Consider the following 17881-nt stretch of genomic DNA (forward strand, 5'->3'; position numbering starts at 1 on the left):
GATCTTATATACCCAAGTGACCACAAGATGCTTGGGTATACTATTGCTCCCTTTTCATCTCTTCTATCTCATCACATATTTATTACTTGGAATCGCATAAAATCGAATTGCTGGATTTACAGCAAGCGCGGTTGACTAATATTGGAAAAATAATAGACCGTAATAAGAGGGTTTTTGCGATAAACAAAGATCTCTTATATGCGGAGTATGAACATCCTTATACCAATACCGTCTATACGAACGGGAAGAAAGAACGCCCTCGATGTTCATTGGCTGAAAGCCTCGATTTGGTTCGGTTGAATAGATCTACATTGGTTAACTCTTCATTAATTAAAGAGTTTGGTGATATTCAGACCAAGAAAGACAAAAAGAGCTATCAACTTGTACTTCAAGTTAAATCGAAATCAATAGGGCTTGAAATAAGTAAACAATCAGAAACCACATTATTGAAAGTGTTTTCATAATAAAATTGGGTTTGAAAATGAAAAAAATATTGATCACTTGTGCTACCAGTAATATGGGTTCAGCTCTAGCTAAAAGATTATCTGCAGACAATGAACTTTGTCTTGCCGCTCGAGATACAGAGAAATTAGACAGTATTGTTGAGGCCATCGGCACATCTGAGCATCATAGTGTGCTGACTCACCAGTTGGACTTCTTTGACAAAGAATCTATCGATCAATGCGCAGACGACCACAGTGAGGTTGGTGGTTTGGATGGGTTGGTATTTATCATCCCGAGAATCCCCCCTTCAAGCAGTGTTTTTCCAGACGATGAAGCCTGGAGAGAGTTGTACGAAAAGTATTTTATATTACCTTTGAGGCTCATTAAAAAGCTTGTAGAGAACTCAGCATTAAACAGTGGGTGCAAGATCGTGTTGATTTCCGGTCTTAGCTCTAAGAATGCTTTAACACATTATTCTACAAATAATTGTTTAAGAAGTGCTTGGGTTGGACAAGCAAAGACAATGGCGTTGTCTTTAGCTGCCCAGAAAATTTCGGTTAACACCATTTCTCTCGGTGGAGTAATGACTGAGAGTTACACTAAAAAAATGCGGGATAAAGCAGAGGCTCAAGGGATCAGCTTTGAAGACTTGATGGTTAACGAAGTTGCTAACATCCCTCTGAAAAAGTACGCCTCTGTAGATGATGTCACAGAGGCTGTAATTGCTTTGTTAGGGCCGCTGGCGAACCATATGACAGGGCAGAACATATTCTTGATGGTGGTTTTAACAAGGCCTACTAATCGAGAGGCCTCTAGGTCAAGTGACTTAGAGGCTGAGTTTGATTACCCACTGGAACGGGTCAATCCCAAAAAGCGCTTAGCGCAACGCAAAGGGCGTACTGTTATTGTCCATGATATACAAGATAAGTTTACCCGCCATGATGTCTCAGTCCATGCAGCAAGTACGAATGAGAATGTCGAACTGATATCGACTCAAGGAAAAGGCCATGGCCGAGTAATGAAGAGCCAAGAAGTGTTTCGTGGTTTTGACTTGCTTATAGAAAATAACTCATTTCAATTAAGTTGAATGATTTTATATACCCAAGTGACTTCAAGATGCTTGGGTATACTATTGCTCCCTTTTCATCTCTTCTATCTCGTCATATGTTTATTACTTGGAATCGCATAATCATTGTTCTGCTTTTTCACGTGATGATGAGACCCTGTATTCAAATTACGTCTAATTAAACATCTGGCACCAAATATGCTCTCTCTTACCTGATGTAAACAAAAACAACTAAGAATACGACTTTCCCCAGCTGGAGTCGGCTAGATTCTCATATTGATATTGATATTGATATTGATATTACTAATCGGGTGTCAGTGATATATCGGGGAGAATGGAGAGACTTATGTTTAGACGGTTACTGATGTTATCTTCCCTTGCTCTGCCAACAGCAGTGCAGGCTAACCCACTTACTCTAGAAGGAGATTATCAAACCACGGCGGGAGGGGTGAATTACCAAGTCTCTCCAAACCCAATAAGTTGGGCCGCTTTTTATGACTTATCAACCAGCAGTTTACCCATTGGTTCATTTTCGATGTCAGCAAGTTTGCCCGGTGCCCATGAGTTAGTGGCTGGCTCGATACAAGTGCCGAATAATCTTACGGTGACCTCCAGCTCTAGTACTGGGTTTACGGTCAGTGCTGATAATTTTAATCCTTATGTTACCTCTAAAGAGGTACTCAGTATCGGTGATATCGTCATTTCTGGAGTGAGTGGCGATGGCGTTACTCCTTTTGTGACGAAAGATAGAAGCCGATTCTTTTTGGTTTTCCATAATCCCAACGAACCGAACCCTCTGTATTGTCATGAAATTCAAACCAACCAAGCTTGTCCAGGCTATCCTAGGCCTTCTCCATTTGGCGGTTTTGATGGTCACTACATAACAGATATAGAATTAAACTTTTTTGATGAGATAGACGATAAGCTCTACCAAAATGGTCTCGGACATAATTCCCTCGGACAGACAGTATATTACGGTATTAATTGTTGGGATATGATGAATGATACTCAATGTGGTGACGTAGTTATCGGTGATGATGGGAATATGACTTCCCGACCAATGAGAGTCGGAGATAAGATTTATGCTACAACAACGAAAGATGAAATTTACTGTTTTAGCCTAGATTTAGCCACGAGTTGTGATGGGTACCCTAAACAACTTGGTATTCCTACACCGGGTCCTAAATATATCCGTAATGCTTCTGTTGCCATCGACCATAGGATCTACTTTGCTGCCCATACTCACTTAGCTTGTTGGGACACACAAACCGACGCCTTGTGTAATAGCCCTTGGCCGTATGCCGAATTAGACGCGCCTGCGGTCTATGGTGGCTTATTTATTGGGTATGATACTCAGTCACAGCCAGATAGGATCTGTTATGGCCCGCATTCGTTGGAGTGTATTTCGTTTTTGACGGGAGAGAGTTCACCTCACAGCTTTACTAACGTTGTTCGCTACGGGTTTGCTGATGAATTTACTAATTCTCAGGGACAGAAAATAACCTTTCTTCCAACCGGACATGATTTGTATGCCTATAACTGGGCTACGGAAAGCATCATAACGTTTACCGATCTACCAAGTAATTCGCAATATGGTGTGCATATTGATAGTGCTGGCTGTCTTTGGCTCGGTGGTCACAACTTGAATGCTGCCCTTAGCGTCCGGTTAGATACCAATATTGAACCCTTGCCATCTTCACTGTTGTCCGGTTGTAAGAATGGCCGAGCATCCGGCAGCATTACCCCCCAAAACAACTACTGTGCGACAGGCTCTGCTACCGTCACCACTTGGTCAACGGTGGTGATTGAAAACATCACCAGCAGCGACTACTCAAGTGTCCAACTGGAACTCATTGACGGCGATGGCAATCTATTACAAACGGTTGATGTACTAGGTGGCTTAACCGGAACCACCTTTACACTGGACATTAATACTCCGACATTTAATGCCCACGATTCTTTGAAATACAACCTTGTCGCAGTCCCTGTTGTTAATGCGCAAACGACGGTTCCGACTCTTCATATTGATTTTTCTGGACCTGCAGCAGAAGTGTGCTTTGATTCGGTTGCCAATACAGCCAGTTGTAATCTGGACCAAACCGCAGATTTAACCCTCACCAGTGACGTAGATGGCGTAACGAATAACCTCAGTGTGAGTGGTATTTACTCGGTGAATAATACTTGTACCAATTTGGATGACTTCGACTTTGGTGACGCACCAGAAAGTTATGGTACCTTGGCGGCGGATGATGGTCCAAAACACATTGTGACGTCTGGATTGCATTTAGGCAGCGCCTTAACGGATGTTGACCCAGATGGTATCCCAAGTACCAATGCTGATGGTGACGATAACGAAGGCAGTAACGATGAAGACGGCGTGGTTATTCAAACACCATTTGAAACCGGTAAAGCCTCTGTGATTGAAGTGCTAGCGAACACAGGTGGCGATGAGGCGTATCTGCAATGTTGGACGGATTGGAACCAATCGGGTCAATTTGAGGCTGACGAGCAATTTCTGAAAAATCATGCGCTGAGCGATGGCAGCAACACCATTGTGATGGACGTGCCGATTGATGCACAGCTAGGCACTACCTATATGCGTTGTCGAGTTTCTGCGCTGAAAGACCTTGGTCCAACCGGCTTTGGTGGGGGCGGTGAAGTCGAGGACTACGCAGTCAATGTGTCCCAAGGTGACGTGAACTACGTTTACTTGCCGAGTGCTTCGGGCTGGTATACCGCGGCCTTCGAAGATAACTGGCCAATGATGGGTGACTACGACTTGAATGACGTGGTGATGCAATACCGAGTGATTTTGCATGAGAGCAGTGCTCATAATGGCGATGTGGTCCGCGTTGATGTCGTGGGGCAATTGGCCGCTTATGGCGCAAGCTATAACAACGGTTTTGCCTTGCACTTCCCGGGTATTGACCGTGCGATGGTTGATGCTGCGTCTTCACGCTTCTACCGTAATCAAACGCAAGTCGGCACCATGCTGGATATGAATGCGACCGAGCTTATCGTGATAGCCAGTAACGACCTGAAAAATGCACTGACGTTCAACAGTGGGTGTGATTACCATCGTACCGAATCACACTGTTTGAATGAGCCTGTGCAGTTTACCTTTAACGCGAAAATGCCACTGGCCAGTGCGCAACCTTCGTCGACCTTTATTGAAACCGGCTCAATGCCAGGCGGCTATGACCCATTCATCTTTGGTGGCGGTGGCTGGCGTGAAACGCCTCCAGGTGGTGGTTTAGGTCGTGAGTTTGAAATACACACCGCAGACCGAGCGCCGACGTCCGTCGGGGATACGGTTTCCTCAAGCTTCTTTACTCAAGGGGATGACATCTCCGATGGCACGGTGTACTACCGTAATAGCAACCAATTGCCATGGGGTATCATCATTACCGACGATTGGGCTCACTCACTGGAATACCGAGACATCAGTCAAACTTATCCTGAGTTCCCAACCTTTGTGACCACCAGTGGTGCGCAATCTGCGGATTGGTACACGCCAAGTAAAGCGTCTTACGGTTACTACGGCAGTGACAACGGCGTGATGCATGTGACGGTGTCGGGCGGTAAGTACTACCTCAATGGGGTAGAAGCGCCAAGCTTGACCTTACAACGTGGCCGCACTTATGTGTTTGAACAACATGAAGGCACCAATGCCGGTCATCCATTAGCGATTCGTACTACCGATGACCAACCGTACACCAGTGGGGTGATGTCATACGGTGGCGATGCGGGCAGCATGCGTTCACAAGTGAAGTTCCAAGTACCAATGGATGCGCCAGACAGCTTGCGTTACTACTGTACCGTGCATGGCAATGGTATGGGTAATGTGTTGAACATCACCAACTAACAGGAGAGAGTAAGATGAAATACTTATCAATTTGGACGCCTTGTGCGTTAGCAATATCCGCTCTTCTGGTCGGTTGTGGTGGCGGTGAGGGAGGCGGAGCCAGTGCTCCGCCAAGCACACCGACACCAGCCTTGTACGGTGAAGCCTTGGAAGAAGCGGAAACGGCGGAACTCGTGGCACAAAAAGGATTTAACTTTGGTACGGATTATAAAGTGGAGGTGTCGCTTTCGGTGGCAGAGCCTGCGGGTGCGGAGGGGTATCTTTCGTTGTACACCGAATTTGATGCTGCCAGTGGTCGTCCGGATTACGCTTCGCGGATTGTGTTATCGACCTTAGATAACCAAGGAGGCTACAGCCATTCGATGCGCTTACCTAACCATGTTACTCAAGTGTGGGCTGAAGTGTGGTATCGAGATGCGCCGGCCAAACCACTCAAACAGATGCTCACCGTCAGCAATGGCGTGATTAATGAGACGTTGTAAACATTAGACGATAACAAAGAAGCCCTCTGCCCAAAGTTTCTTAGATACTTGGGGGAGGGCTCTGTTATTTCACTTTAGATGGGCGTTTCTTTGCTAAACCTGTCGTAAAAGTAGCCCCGCACGTTGTGATTACTGGTTACGACCTGCCATTACACCGCCGTCAACATTCAGTACCGTACCTGTTGTCCAAGACGCTTTGTCAGACAGTAAGTACTCAATCGCGTCTGCAACATCTTCTGTTGAACCAATGCGGCCAATTGGGTGGAATTCATTGAAGCCTTTCAGTGTTGATTCAATTTCTTCTTCTGCGATGAAAGATTTGTAAATCGTTGACATCACAACAGCAGGAGCAACTGCATTCACTCGTACGCCGTGCTCGCCCAGTTCAATCGCTAGGTTTTTAGTTAGAGCATGCAAACCTGCTTTTTGCATTGAGTAAGCAGATGAAGGCGTTGCTTTAATCGCTTGGTGTGCCCACATAGAGCCGATGTTGACGATAGCACCGCCACCGTGTTGTTTCATGTTCTTCGCTACTGCTTGAGTGATAAAGAAGAAAGCACGGTTCATATCAAGTTGTAGGTCGTAGTCACGCTCTGAATGCTCAAGGAAATCAACAGGCTTGAAGAAGCCAGCCGCGTTAACCAAGTAACCAATGTGACGTTGTTCTGCATTCAATTGTTCAATAAAGCTTTGCACTGCAGCTGGGTCGTAAAGGTCAACTTGAGCAGTCTCAACTTGGCCGTTAGTTTTTGCTTCAAGGTCTTGTTTCGCTTCAGCCAGGTTTTGTGCGTCATGAGACAAAATCATTACTGGTACACCGCCGTTAAGAAGGCGTTCAGCGGTAGCTTTACCCATACCAGAAGAGCCGCCAACGATAAGTGCAATTGAAGAAGTATTAAACATATTGAATCCTTACTCTACCTTCTAGTAGATAGTTATTAATTTTCTAAAAAAGGAGTGTTTGCGTTCTCACTCCCTGTCTGTGGTTGTTACTTTATGATCCTTGATGGATGACGTCAACAACTTTTTTATCTACTGGTAGGTAGTTTTGGTTATTAATTTATATTTTATAATTAAATCAATTGTTTAATTGTTTTTATTTTTTGGTTTTATTTTTATCAAAGAAAAGGGCAGCGAGTGCTGCCCTTTTAGAAAGGTTTAAATAGATAATGAGTTAAACGCAGTTTACCGGGCCAGTCTCTTTCCAAACGCCCCATTCACCTGATTTTGCCGGATCGTCTCCTTGAGTCCACCACTTGGCTTCCCATGTTTTTCCAGCATGGGTTACCGTATCGCCTCCATTATAAATGGTGTTCGGATCCCATGCGTTTTGGCAAGTATCGCCTCCACTAGTGTGCTTGTTTACGGTTACGGCTGCACTCGCAGAAGACGTTGCTTGACCATCACTGACACTGACGGTGAACTCAAGAACAGTATCTTGTGTGTATTCATCAGCAGTGAAGGTCACGATGGCACCATTAACTTCAGCAACAATGTTGGACGGAACTGACCAAGTAAAAGTGAGTGAGTCACTGTCAGCATCACTCGAAGCTGAAGCATCGAGGATAACGACATCACCAGCGTTGACGGTTGCTGGTGCAGAAACCTGAGCAATTGGTGCGTTGTTAGGTGGCTCGGTAGTGCCTTCTGGTGTCACAATCACAGTGACAAGGTCAGAAGCTTGCGCACCTTCGTTATCTGTCACTGTAAGTTTGAAGGTCAATGATTCTTCAACGGTTACTTTGGTCGCTTCAAAACTAGATGTTGCGCTATTAGCATCAAGTAACGGCATGCTATTACCTGAAACTTGTTCCCACAAATAGCTTTCGATGGTCCCATCGCTATCCTTTGAGCTACTACCATCTAAGGTGACACGAGCCGGTCCGACAACCGTTTGATCTGCTCCAGCATTGGCCACAGGATTACGGTTAGGAGGGATTACGACACCACCTGCCATGCTTTCATGCATCGCATTGAGAATATCACCATTATCGGCGTCAATTTCCCAAGAGAATAACCCTGCAAGGCCTAATGTTTTCGCGTAGTTGCCTTTAGCAAGAATTGAGCGATGATCGTCAAAGGTAATAAGCTGACCCGTTGAACGGTTCCAAACCCAAGGTGCTTCGGCTTGTGCGTCATAACCGTATTCATAACCGTTGATTCCGGTGTTATTCTCACCAAGCATGTAGGACTTTATGCCTTTATAATCGATCACCCCATCTTCCCAGACGCCCTGTGCTTCGCTGCCTTTCAGTTTTCCTGTAGCAATGCCTGTCATTGGATCATCTGGCGTTGTTAATGTGTCTGGTGTTACACCTTCCCAACCTCTACCATACATGGCTGCGCCGAGTACGAGTTTATTGGCGGGAACGCCTTGAGCGAGAAGTAACTGTATGCCGTTATCAGAAGTGTAGGCTGGGCCTTTATATTTCTCGCCGTTTTCGTCTGTACCGCTGCCATCACATTGGCCAGGGCGCATGAACGTACCACAATATAGAGCGGTTTGATGCCCAGGGACATTGTTCCAACCGCCATAAAAATCGTAAGTCATGGCGAAAATATAATCCATATACTGAACGGCGTCAGCATAGTCTACATCTTCAATTTTGTCGTAGCCAACTCCGATAGCGGAAGTCAGCTCATAGGTTCTGCCTGTTTCTAATTCCAGCTCATCGAGCATAGCTCGCAATTCACGCATCAAGGCGATATAAGCGGGGCCATCGTTGATTGGATCACCTTTGTCTGCAGCGGCACCTCCACCACCAGGGAATTCCCAGTCAATATCGACGCCATCATAAAACTTCCAAGTTTTTAGGAATTTTTTTACCGAGGCGACGAAAATGTCACGCTTAGGCTTGTCAACGAAATCGTAGAAGGGATCAGAGAGTGTCCAGCCCCCAATCGATGGTAGGATTTTTAAATCAGGATTACGTTGTTTTAACGCCATCAGCATGGCGTAGTTGCCTTTAATAGGTGTGCTGTATTCATGACCCGCTTGTTTGAAGCTCTTTTGATAGGCAGCCCATGGGTCATGAATGACAACTTCATAATCATTGACACCACGACATGCGGTTTGCAGGGCATTAAAACTGTTACCGCCAACTTCTTTAAGTGACTCGTTAGGACCGCAAACAGGGATAAAACCGTAAATAATATGGGTTAAGTTATCAACAGGCAGATTATCGACGGTGTAATCTCTACCATAGATGCCCCATTCAACAAAATAAGTCCCCATTACAATACTTGGATCGGTGTTGTAAGTTTTATTGTTTGGATCAATGTTCATAGCCAGCGGTTTCAAGTGAGAACCATCTGTATCAGCGATAGTGATTTCGACAGGAGCGCTTTTCGAACAGCCGGATTGATCACAGGCCTCGATTTCTAACTGGTAAAGTCCGCCTTGCTGATATTCAAATGAAGCGGTGGTTTGACTTCCTTTAATTGCTCCTGTTGCGACTTTTGCCCCATCAAAATAGACATTATAAGTGTCGCCAGTTTTACCGCTCCATTGATTAAACTTGATATTAATTTTCGCTTTTTCATGGTAGGTAACCATGTCGTTATAGCCAGATGTGGTCTCCATAGCTAACTCAATCTTTGAAAATTGAAGGTTATTGGAGCCATACATATCAATGCTTGGTGCGGTTGGTGCTGCATTGGCAGCTCCTGTAAGTGCTAGAGTAATCCCTACTGCACATAGATTAAATCTAATCATAACTTCTCTCTCAACTCTGGGTCCATGTCCGTTAGTTAAGGGACATAAGCTGCTTTTACTGCGTCATTTACGTTTTGTTTACATAAATGACGAAAGCATCACTTTGAGCATTTCAGAAACTTTTTTTTTTTCAAAAAAAAATAAATCAAGATTAGACAGCTTTATCCAAAAACCGCATAAATTCGACATGGAATTGCATAAAAATGACGTATTGAGCCAAGTATCTATAAATAATTGGCGTTGAATCCAGTCATGGTTTGCTTTTTTGTTAATTGGGTGTGGTAGTTTTGGGTTTTAGTTGTTGATAGTGTGTGTCTTGAGTGTAGACATCGTTAATTCTCTCAATCACTGTGCAGTGACTAGAGCCTGATCGTTGTCACTCCTACTGAGCACTGAAGTGTTCGCTGAGGGCAGCTCGACGTTGAACTTGTGAGCTTGAGGCGGAATCTACCTTAGCATCTTGCTCACTTTTTAGAGTAAAACGCTGTCGAGGGAGAGGGGGGGTAATTCGATGAAGTTGAGGAGAAACATAAGACCCAGATAGCTTATAGATTGACTCCCCTATACTGTGGTTAATGGTGATGAATGTACCGTCAAAGTCAAACTGTGTAGCAATGAGCCGATCATTACGAAACACGCCCTCTGGGCTGAGAGTGAGTCTTTCTGTTTGGGAAGGAGGGGCATCTATTTCTACCCATTGGCCATAAACATTGTTTGGAGCAATAAAGTTGGAATATGCGCCTATCCCCACCTTAAGAATTGCAGCGATGACAAGACAGAAGATGACAACACCGAGCATTTTCCAATAATACGGCTGTTTGTTACTTGAAAGAGAATGCAAGTAAGGTTTCGATTCTGCTTTGTGCGTAGCTCTTGTCATGGGCGACCTACTGACTTTTGTTGTTATACCCAAGTAACCTCCCTATGTTTGATTCAGTGTATCTGAGGTTACTTGGATGTATGTTTAAAAGCTTCTGCCTAAAAGGCAACGAATCTTTCTTTTACCATCTGTAATTTATGATCTTTGCCGTGTTTTTCTATCACAGTCAACGTTGTTGATAAAAGCATAGTCAATAACTAGCCATTGAGCTCGTTGAGTATTGATTCAAAATGGCTTTAGTATGTAAGCAGGTATTACTATGGTAAAGCTTTATTCACTGCCATTATTTCAAAACTATAATTATTTAGATACAACTGGAATAAACGAATGGCTTTTAAATTATTTATTAGAGTTAATGGCTGGTAATTAATGATTGTTTACAATTTTTATTTGCTTGGGTAATATTAAAACTACAATTTAATAATTTTATTTATTTGAGTGTTAACGTGAAGAATCGCATAAAGTTAAATGTCCTATTGTTAATTTCTTTTCTATCATCAGGAGTGTCCAATGCGCATGTATATACGATTGGGGAGTTTAGCTCATTGATAGAATATGCATGGCCTACTTTCGAAGAATCTAATTCTATTTATATGGGAAGAATGAAAGATGAAGATATACTTTATGTTAATCTACATAACATTTCATTTATTGATGTAATCTCAGTATACAAAGAGATTGAAAATGGTCATAGCTTACTACTGGACATGTCAGATATAGAGCTTAATGAAAAGAGAGTGATTATGTCTCAGCAGTTAATTAAATTTGGCTTAGATGCCCCACTTATTGCTTTTAATAAAAAAAATACAGATAGTAGCTTTTATAACATTTCGGTATCTATGGAAGATAAGAAAAATGTGATACGAAAAAGCATTGCTTATGTGGTTTCAAAGATTTCTAAAGCAGGTGAAGAAAATGAGTAAAAAATTGTTTTCAATAGCATTTATTTCTTATGTTATTTTTTCTAGTCAAGCTATTGCTGAACCCTATATACCCATATTTAAAAAAGGGGTTTATGTTACTAAGCATGGTTTGGAGTGTGTTTTTGATAAAAGCTTTAAAGCTGATTATGGAAAAGTTGATCTCTGTAATGCCAATGCGTCAGTCGATGTTCGATTTGAGATTGCACAAATGCGCTCTGTTTTTAATAATGCTAATGGTGAATCAACAGAAAATAAAAAATATGTCAGTTTTATTGTTGGTGATAACTCCGGAGCAGGCATACACGTGAGTGATAGAGTTGTTCAAGAGCATACTCGTTTTACGAGTTGGACGGAACGTGATGACTTTATTGGTGGTTTTGCAAGAGAATATGGCATCTCTGTAGAGCCTATCGCAGGTTATACTCCGTCCATTTATAAACAGTTTCCATTAAACGAAAATAAAAATTACCAACATCGAGATACGACGGGCTTTACTATTGGCATTAATGGCAGTATTAAAGCAGATATAGGTGAGTTCGGACCTAAGTTTTCTCCTGAAGTAAGTGGTTCTTACACTTATACCAATAAAAAGACAATCGTATATAACACTAGTGACTATAAGATTGTTAATTTAACCAATCATGCAAAGTTTGAAGTAAAATACGTTTATGATGTTAATCTTTGTAACTCAACGCTCGGTGGTCGGGGGCTTTATGATTGTTCATGGAAAGATGTATTGTGGGGCAGCAGTTTTGTCCATGACCTAAAAAAGATTAACCCTGTTGCCTATGCAAACTTTCATCCAAAAATGGAGTTAATTTACGAAGCACCTGCGGATGAAATTGGTACAACGCACTTTGAAATTACGGTTTTCGTCGCACCACAAATTATTTATGGCAATGTCAGCTATGATGGGTTTAGCCAAAAAGCCTCTGCAGAACTAGTCAATACTCATCATTATTTAATTAAGGCTAATGTGGTCATTGATTGGGGGCATCCTCTATTTGAACCAGAAGCACATGTTTACTTACAAACACTAGAAAGTAATGACAAATGCCTTACGGTAAAGAATGAGGAAGTGCTCTTATCGCAGTGTAATGGTAACTGGGATCAAACATGGGGTCTGGATAATTATCAACGTTATAAAAGCCGCTCAGGGCATGATCTATGCCTTAGCGTTCAGGATGATAAATCCCTTGCCATTGAGCAATGCTCTTTTGCCATGAATCAGAAATGGTATTGGGAAGGAGAGCAATTATTGAGCCGCTTTATTGATGGTAGTGGTGAGCAGTATGGTCTTAATGCTTCTTCGGGTCGATTGAATGTGGTACCTGTTAATGGTGAAAAGGCTTTAACGCGATTTATGCCTGCTTTAGCCAAGATTGACTAAGTTAATTTTAGAATTGTCGTCTTGTAATATTGACCCAAGTCATCTCAAGTTGAAGACTGTAACTTGAGGTGACTTGGGTATATTAACGATTATAAATCAATAAATTAGTCGTTCTTTTCTTTGCCGTAAACACGGACTCCGGCTTTTGAACCTTTAGAATTGCCATAAACATCAATGTTTTTTACACAGCGGCGGTAGCCAAAATAGCGCCAATCCGTGGTGTGGTCTTTCTTAAGATCACGATGAAAATGGATAGTTTGTTCTTCACCATTTTGAAATTTCACTACCGCTTTTCTCAACTCTAGATTTTTCTCAGCTTTGATCTTTATAGCGTTAGTATTGCGACACACAATCATAGGGATCTTGGCTGCTAGGTTACCGTGCTCAAGCAGAATAGTGCGTCCAAGGGTAAACTTATCGTCAGCATGTGCAGGTGCAATCATTGTAGTGGCAGCAAGCGCTGTTGCTAATAAAGTCGTGATTAATTTCATTCGGGTGTATAACCTCAATAAAGGACAAAGGTGCAAAATGATATGCGTGTTAATGAGCATATCTGGTGGGCGTATTTTTTTACAGAATGAAGACTTTGATAGTGATTTAGATCAATATATACCCAAGTAACCTCAAGATGCTATGTTCAGCGAGATGACCTTAGCTCTCAGGCGCGGTAACGATACGAATATATAGTCGTTCTACATTGAAAATCGTTAACAAAGTCTGAGAATTAGGTCGCTCGCCCTTTGGGAGCGTGTCACTGAGCCGACTTCTTGCATCAGATAACCGTTCTTCTTACAAAAATAAGGAATAGAATACTATTCCGCTTCGTTGTCTTCCTTGAATCCGACTCAGTGACCTCGCTCTGAATCAAGCATTTTTAAGTCACTTGGATATGGAGTATGGTGATGTCACTGATCCTCTCATGAAATTCGCATTTTTCCTTATAATCTTTACACTGGGTTATAAGTATCTTGATATTACTTGAGGGATTAGAATATTATAATATGTAATTATATGAATTTAATCTAAATTTTAGTAGTGCTTACTACCAAAACTTATCATATACCCAAACATAACAACGGAGTTGGTCGTGAAAAAATTATTATTAGCTATTTCTATTGGTGCAGCAGCTGCGGGAGTAGGTTACTGGTACCAAAATCAAGATCCAAAGAGTGCTGAAACAGACTTGCTACTCTCGCAAGTGCCAGCAGATACCTTAGCTCTTTCATATTTAACTCAACCAATTGACCACTATGACTATGCAAATGCTTTTGGGTATACCCGTCAGCAACCAATGGCTGATCTATTTGTGGGTCAGCAGTTGACGCCTGGGCAAGAGTTTCTCATTAACTTTATCGATGCTTATATGTCTGCATCAACGTCTCCAGAATCACTGAAATCATTTTTAGGTACCGGCGATCTGGTTAACCCCGTCTTGTATACAGTAGGTATGGTCCCTGTGTACAAACTACCACTCGAAAACCCTGCTGCTTTTTGGCAAACAGTAGATAAGCAAGAAGCGCTTTCTAATGTTAAGCATGAAATGGTCAAACTCGAATCGGTGGAATATCGTCGTTACACGCTAATAGAATCAACCTCTGATGCAACTGACCCAGCTGATGCTGTTGATGTAAATGAGACCAAAGAAATTAATTTAGCTGTTGGTGTGGTTGATAATGTGTTGACCGTCACGCTGGATATTCCAAGTCTTGGTGCGGAAAACCCACTCAAAACAGCTTTTGGATTGACCAAGCCCAAAATGAGTATCTTAGATACTGAGCGCTTAACAGAGTTACAAGATCAATATGGCGAGCAGAACAACGCATTTATGTTTGTGGACTTTCGTCAGATTGTTGAGGGTTTAACATCTTCAGATGGTAACAGAATGGCTCGTCAAATGATGACATTGGACATTGCCTCTAAATTGGAAAAAGCTCGCGCTCCAGAATGCCATAACGAACTTTCTCAGATCGCTGCTAACTGGCCACAAATGGTCGCTTACTCACAATATGAAGTTGAAAAAGGCGAAGCAAGTATGAAAGGAGGCGTTACGTTTGAATCAAATAACCAAGCGATTCTTGGTGCACTCCAATCGATTCGTGGCGTTGTGAGCAATTCTCACACCAATAACAGCATGTTTGGTGTGTCGTTAGGTATAGATGCTGTTGCTCTCGCTTCTGCTGTCGGTGAGATCTGGAGTGATTTGACGATGCCAAGCTACCAGTGTAGCTTTTTAGCTAAAGCTCAGCAGGGGCTTAATCAGCAGAACCCATCTCTCGCGGTGAGCATGGGTTCTGGTATGGTTCAAGGTTTAAAAGGTGTCGGTATTGAAATGTTTGGGATTGATGTTGATACCAGTGGACCGAACGGCCTTGAATTAGGTCAACTTGATGCCATCATTTCAGTGGCAGCGGATAACCCAAGCAAGTTATTAAATATGTTACAGGGATTGGCGCCGAATTTACCACAAGTCACTATTAAGCCAGACAATAAGCCAGTAAATATTGGTGAGATGTTGCAGGCTTATACTGGTAAGCCAATGGATATTTATCTTCGCCTAAACAACGAACACCTTGCGTTGTATCATGGAGAGAATGCAGAGAAAGTCAGTGAAGAAGTGATGAAGCAGCCTCTTACTGCGAATGGCTTGATGAAGTTTTCTTTAGATACGACTCGTATGCTAGAAGTGATGGAATCCGCTGCAAAAATCACGGGTGAGCCTGTTCCTGAAGACATTCTTATGAGTTTGCAGAGTCAGTTAGTTGCAGACTTTTCGTTTGATGTAAATGCGAAAGGGCTTCAATTTGATTTCTCTTATCAGGGTTCTATTCAGCCACCAGTAAAAGTTGCTCAGCAACAGTAAAGTAGAAATGTAAGAGCATAATGATAAAGCGACAAAAAGGTCGCTTTATCTTTTTATATCATACCCAAGTGACCGCTCAACAAGACTGCCTGAGTTCTCAAGCACGGCAATGATATCGTAGATATAGTGGTTGAGATTCTAGTCTCTAATATCTCTATTCTTGATAGTAAAGGATGATCATTGAGGCTGGTGCAACCCGTACTTCCTCTTCAACATAGGTTAAACCAATGCTGCTCTGTGCTGTATCACACAGAATTTGCCACTTTTGTTTGCGATCAATAGGAAGTGAAAAGTTGACAGGAGTTTTACTTTGATTGATCAAATAAACCATTTCCTGCCCATCTTTGCCGGCGCCTAAATGTAGAGACACAGAATTAACGCGGTTCCAATCTTCGTGGCGCATCAAGGTACCATCTAGACAGCGCCAAAAAATTCGGTTTTTATTTCTATTTTTGCCACTAAATGCGCGTATAAAAGGCACCATGTAGCGCTGACGTTGCGCAACCATCTCAGCTAACCAAAGTCTGAATGCTTGTTTGTCCTTTGAAATGCCCCAATCCAGCCAACTGGTTTTATTATCTTGGCAGTAAGCGTTATTGTTGCCACCTTGGCTGTGAGATAACACATCGGCCAAAAGAACATGTGGAATGCCAAAGGCAAACAATAAGCTGGCAATTAGATTCCTTTTTTGCTTTTCACGGGTTGAGGTGATGCTGATATCGGTTGTTGGCCCTTCGATGCCATAGTTACAGGAACGATTATCACCATGTCCGTCTCGATTATTTTCACCGTTAGCATCATTATGTTTGTGCTGATAAGAAACCAAGTCTTGCAGTGTGAAGCCATCATGATAAGTAATGTAGTTTACGGTCAACTTATGAGGCCAGTTAGCCGCACTGTAAATATCTCTTGAGCCCATTAGCCTTGTGGCGAATTCTTTAAGGTAACCTTGATCGCCTCGCCAAAAGCTTCGAGTGATATCTCGCAGTTTATCGTTACATTCATTCCAACCAAAAGGAAAGTTACCCACTTGGTAACCATCTGGGCCGATATCCCACGGTTCTGCAATGAGTTTCGTTTCTTTTAACACAGGGTCTTGAGCGACTGCGGCAAAAAAAGCCGCTTTTTGATTGAATTCTTCACCTTGGCGGCCAAGGGTTGCGGCAAGGTCAAATCTAAATCCATCAACCTTAAATTCCGTTACCCAATAGCGCAAGGTATCCATTACTAAATTTAACGCGGGCTGATAGGAGAGATCGACCGTATTTCCACAGCCTGTAAAATTAGCAAAATGCTCGCCATGTTTTAGGTAATAATGGGGATCAAGTGCTTTCAAATTGAAAGTCGTCGGTCCATTACCCCCCTCCGCTGTATGGTTGTAGACCACATCTAAGATGACTTCAATACCATGTTTGTGAAGTTCTCTGATTGTGGTTTTTAATTCATCAACGGCATCATATTGGGCATATCTTGGATCAGGAGCCATGAATAGATAGGGATTATAGCCCCAATAGTTCACTTTATTCATTGCGAGCAAGTGTGGTTCATGCATGCAAGCAGCGATGGGCAGAAGTTGGAGAGTATTAATATTTTGTTGTTTGTAGAAACTCAGCATCTCTGGAGAGGCAAGCCCGAGGTAGCGTCCTCTTCGATTGGCATTAATCAATGGATGCTGTTGAGTCACGCCTTTTACATGAGCTTCAAACAAAACCATTTCTTCTCTAGGAATACGAGGATGAGTTGTGTTTTGCCAATCAAAGTGATCATCGACTACGACACACTTTGCTAAATTGAAGCTTTTGCTAGCATCAAAAGGCGGTTCGTAAGTAAGCTCTTCATCAATAGATTTTGCATAAGGATCAGATAGCATTAAGGTCTGCTCTTGCTCTCTGATAATGAAATTGTATTTCTGGCCAGCTTTTATTGCAGGGATAAAGGTATGACGAATCCCTGCAGAATCATTGGCCAGATCATGTAAAACGAAGTCACCATTATCATTGAATAAAGCTAGATGGATCTCGTTACAATTTGGGGCATGTACGGCAAAGTTACAACCGTTTTCAGTTAAGGTTGCACCCAGAGGGTAAGGGCGAGAATGAGAGGAAGTCATCAGAGGTTCTTAGTCAAAATCTATTACAGGTTTAAGATTAACCATAAGTAAAAAGCTTTGTTTCAGTTAGGTCAACACCTGTGAGTCAAAAACATGACTACGATTTGACGTATTGCTCCAAAGAATTCGCTTCAAAGTCTTAACCA

Annotated in this window: 11 protein-coding genes; 6 read left to right on the top strand and 5 right to left on the bottom strand. The window is 42.5% G+C overall.

Features of this window, described 5'->3' with window-relative positions; genetic code table 11:
• Nucleotides 1-481: 481 nt before the first annotated feature.
• The 3 genes from BS333_RS14480 (at nt 482) to BS333_RS14495 (ending at nt 5857) form a co-directional block, all read left to right on the top strand.
• A complete protein-coding gene (locus BS333_RS14480; RefSeq protein ID WP_237359115.1) occupies nt 482-1531 on the top strand; it encodes an SDR family oxidoreductase in 1050 nt (349 codons plus the stop codon).
• A 325-nt stretch (nt 1532-1856) separates the two neighbouring features.
• Nucleotides 1857-5375: an LruC domain-containing protein gene (locus tag BS333_RS14490; RefSeq protein ID WP_021708352.1), complete on the top strand. Its 3519-nt coding sequence runs from the start codon at nt 1857-1859 to the stop codon at nt 5373-5375.
• Nucleotides 5376-5389: 14 nt separating this feature from the next.
• Entirely contained in the window at nt 5390-5857 is a 468-nt protein-coding gene (locus tag BS333_RS14495) for a hypothetical protein (RefSeq protein WP_021708353.1), read from the top strand.
• A gap of 129 nt (nt 5858-5986) precedes the next feature.
• Here the strand turns inward: BS333_RS14495 and BS333_RS14500 are convergent, their stop codons facing one another.
• The 3 genes from BS333_RS14500 to BS333_RS14510 form a co-directional block, all read right to left on the bottom strand.
• Nucleotides 5987-6760, bottom strand: a complete 774-nt coding sequence (locus BS333_RS14500) for an SDR family NAD(P)-dependent oxidoreductase (RefSeq protein WP_021708354.1) — start codon at nt 6758-6760, stop codon at nt 5987-5989.
• Between the two features lie 271 nt (nt 6761-7031).
• Complete coding sequence (locus tag BS333_RS14505) at nt 7032-9572, bottom strand: glycosyl hydrolase family 18 protein (RefSeq protein ID WP_021708355.1); 2541 nt, start codon at nt 9570-9572, stop codon at nt 7032-7034.
• A 382-nt stretch (nt 9573-9954) separates the two neighbouring features.
• Entirely contained in the window at nt 9955-10452 is a 498-nt protein-coding gene (locus tag BS333_RS14510; protein WP_021708356.1) for a DUF2850 domain-containing protein, read from the bottom strand.
• A 545-nt stretch (nt 10453-10997) separates the two neighbouring features.
• On the opposite strand from BS333_RS14510, the gene BS333_RS14515 reads away from it, so the two are divergent.
• Together BS333_RS14515 and BS333_RS14520 are read left to right on the top strand one after the other, a co-directional pair.
• Entirely contained in the window at nt 10998-11375 is a 378-nt protein-coding gene (locus BS333_RS14515; protein WP_021708357.1) for a hypothetical protein, read from the top strand.
• On the top strand, nt 11368-12765 hold the full coding sequence (locus tag BS333_RS14520; RefSeq protein ID WP_021708358.1) for a leukocidin family pore-forming toxin: 1398 nt from the start codon (nt 11368-11370) through the stop codon (nt 12763-12765). Before BS333_RS14515 ends, BS333_RS14520 begins: the two co-directional genes overlap by 8 nt.
• A gap of 104 nt (nt 12766-12869) precedes the next feature.
• Here BS333_RS14520 and BS333_RS14525 read toward each other — a convergent pair whose 3' ends face one another.
• The gene (locus BS333_RS14525; RefSeq protein WP_021708359.1) at nt 12870-13256 is read right to left on the bottom strand and encodes a DUF2541 family protein; all 387 of its coding nucleotides are present in this window, start codon (nt 13254-13256) and stop codon (nt 12870-12872) included.
• Nucleotides 13257-13852: 596 nt separating this feature from the next.
• On the opposite strand from BS333_RS14525, the gene BS333_RS14530 reads away from it, so the two are divergent.
• Nucleotides 13853-15625: a hypothetical protein gene (locus BS333_RS14530; RefSeq protein ID WP_021708360.1), complete on the top strand. Its 1773-nt coding sequence runs from the start codon at nt 13853-13855 to the stop codon at nt 15623-15625.
• Between the two features lie 154 nt (nt 15626-15779).
• Here the strand turns inward: BS333_RS14530 and glgX are convergent, their stop codons facing one another.
• The gene (gene glgX / locus BS333_RS14535) at nt 15780-17735 is read right to left on the bottom strand and encodes a glycogen debranching protein GlgX (protein WP_021708361.1); all 1956 of its coding nucleotides are present in this window, start codon (nt 17733-17735) and stop codon (nt 15780-15782) included.
• Nucleotides 17736-17881: the final 146 nt, after the last annotated feature.

This window comes from Vibrio azureus, assembly GCF_002849855.1.
In the GTDB taxonomy this organism is placed as follows: domain Bacteria; phylum Pseudomonadota; class Gammaproteobacteria; order Enterobacterales; family Vibrionaceae; genus Vibrio; species Vibrio azureus.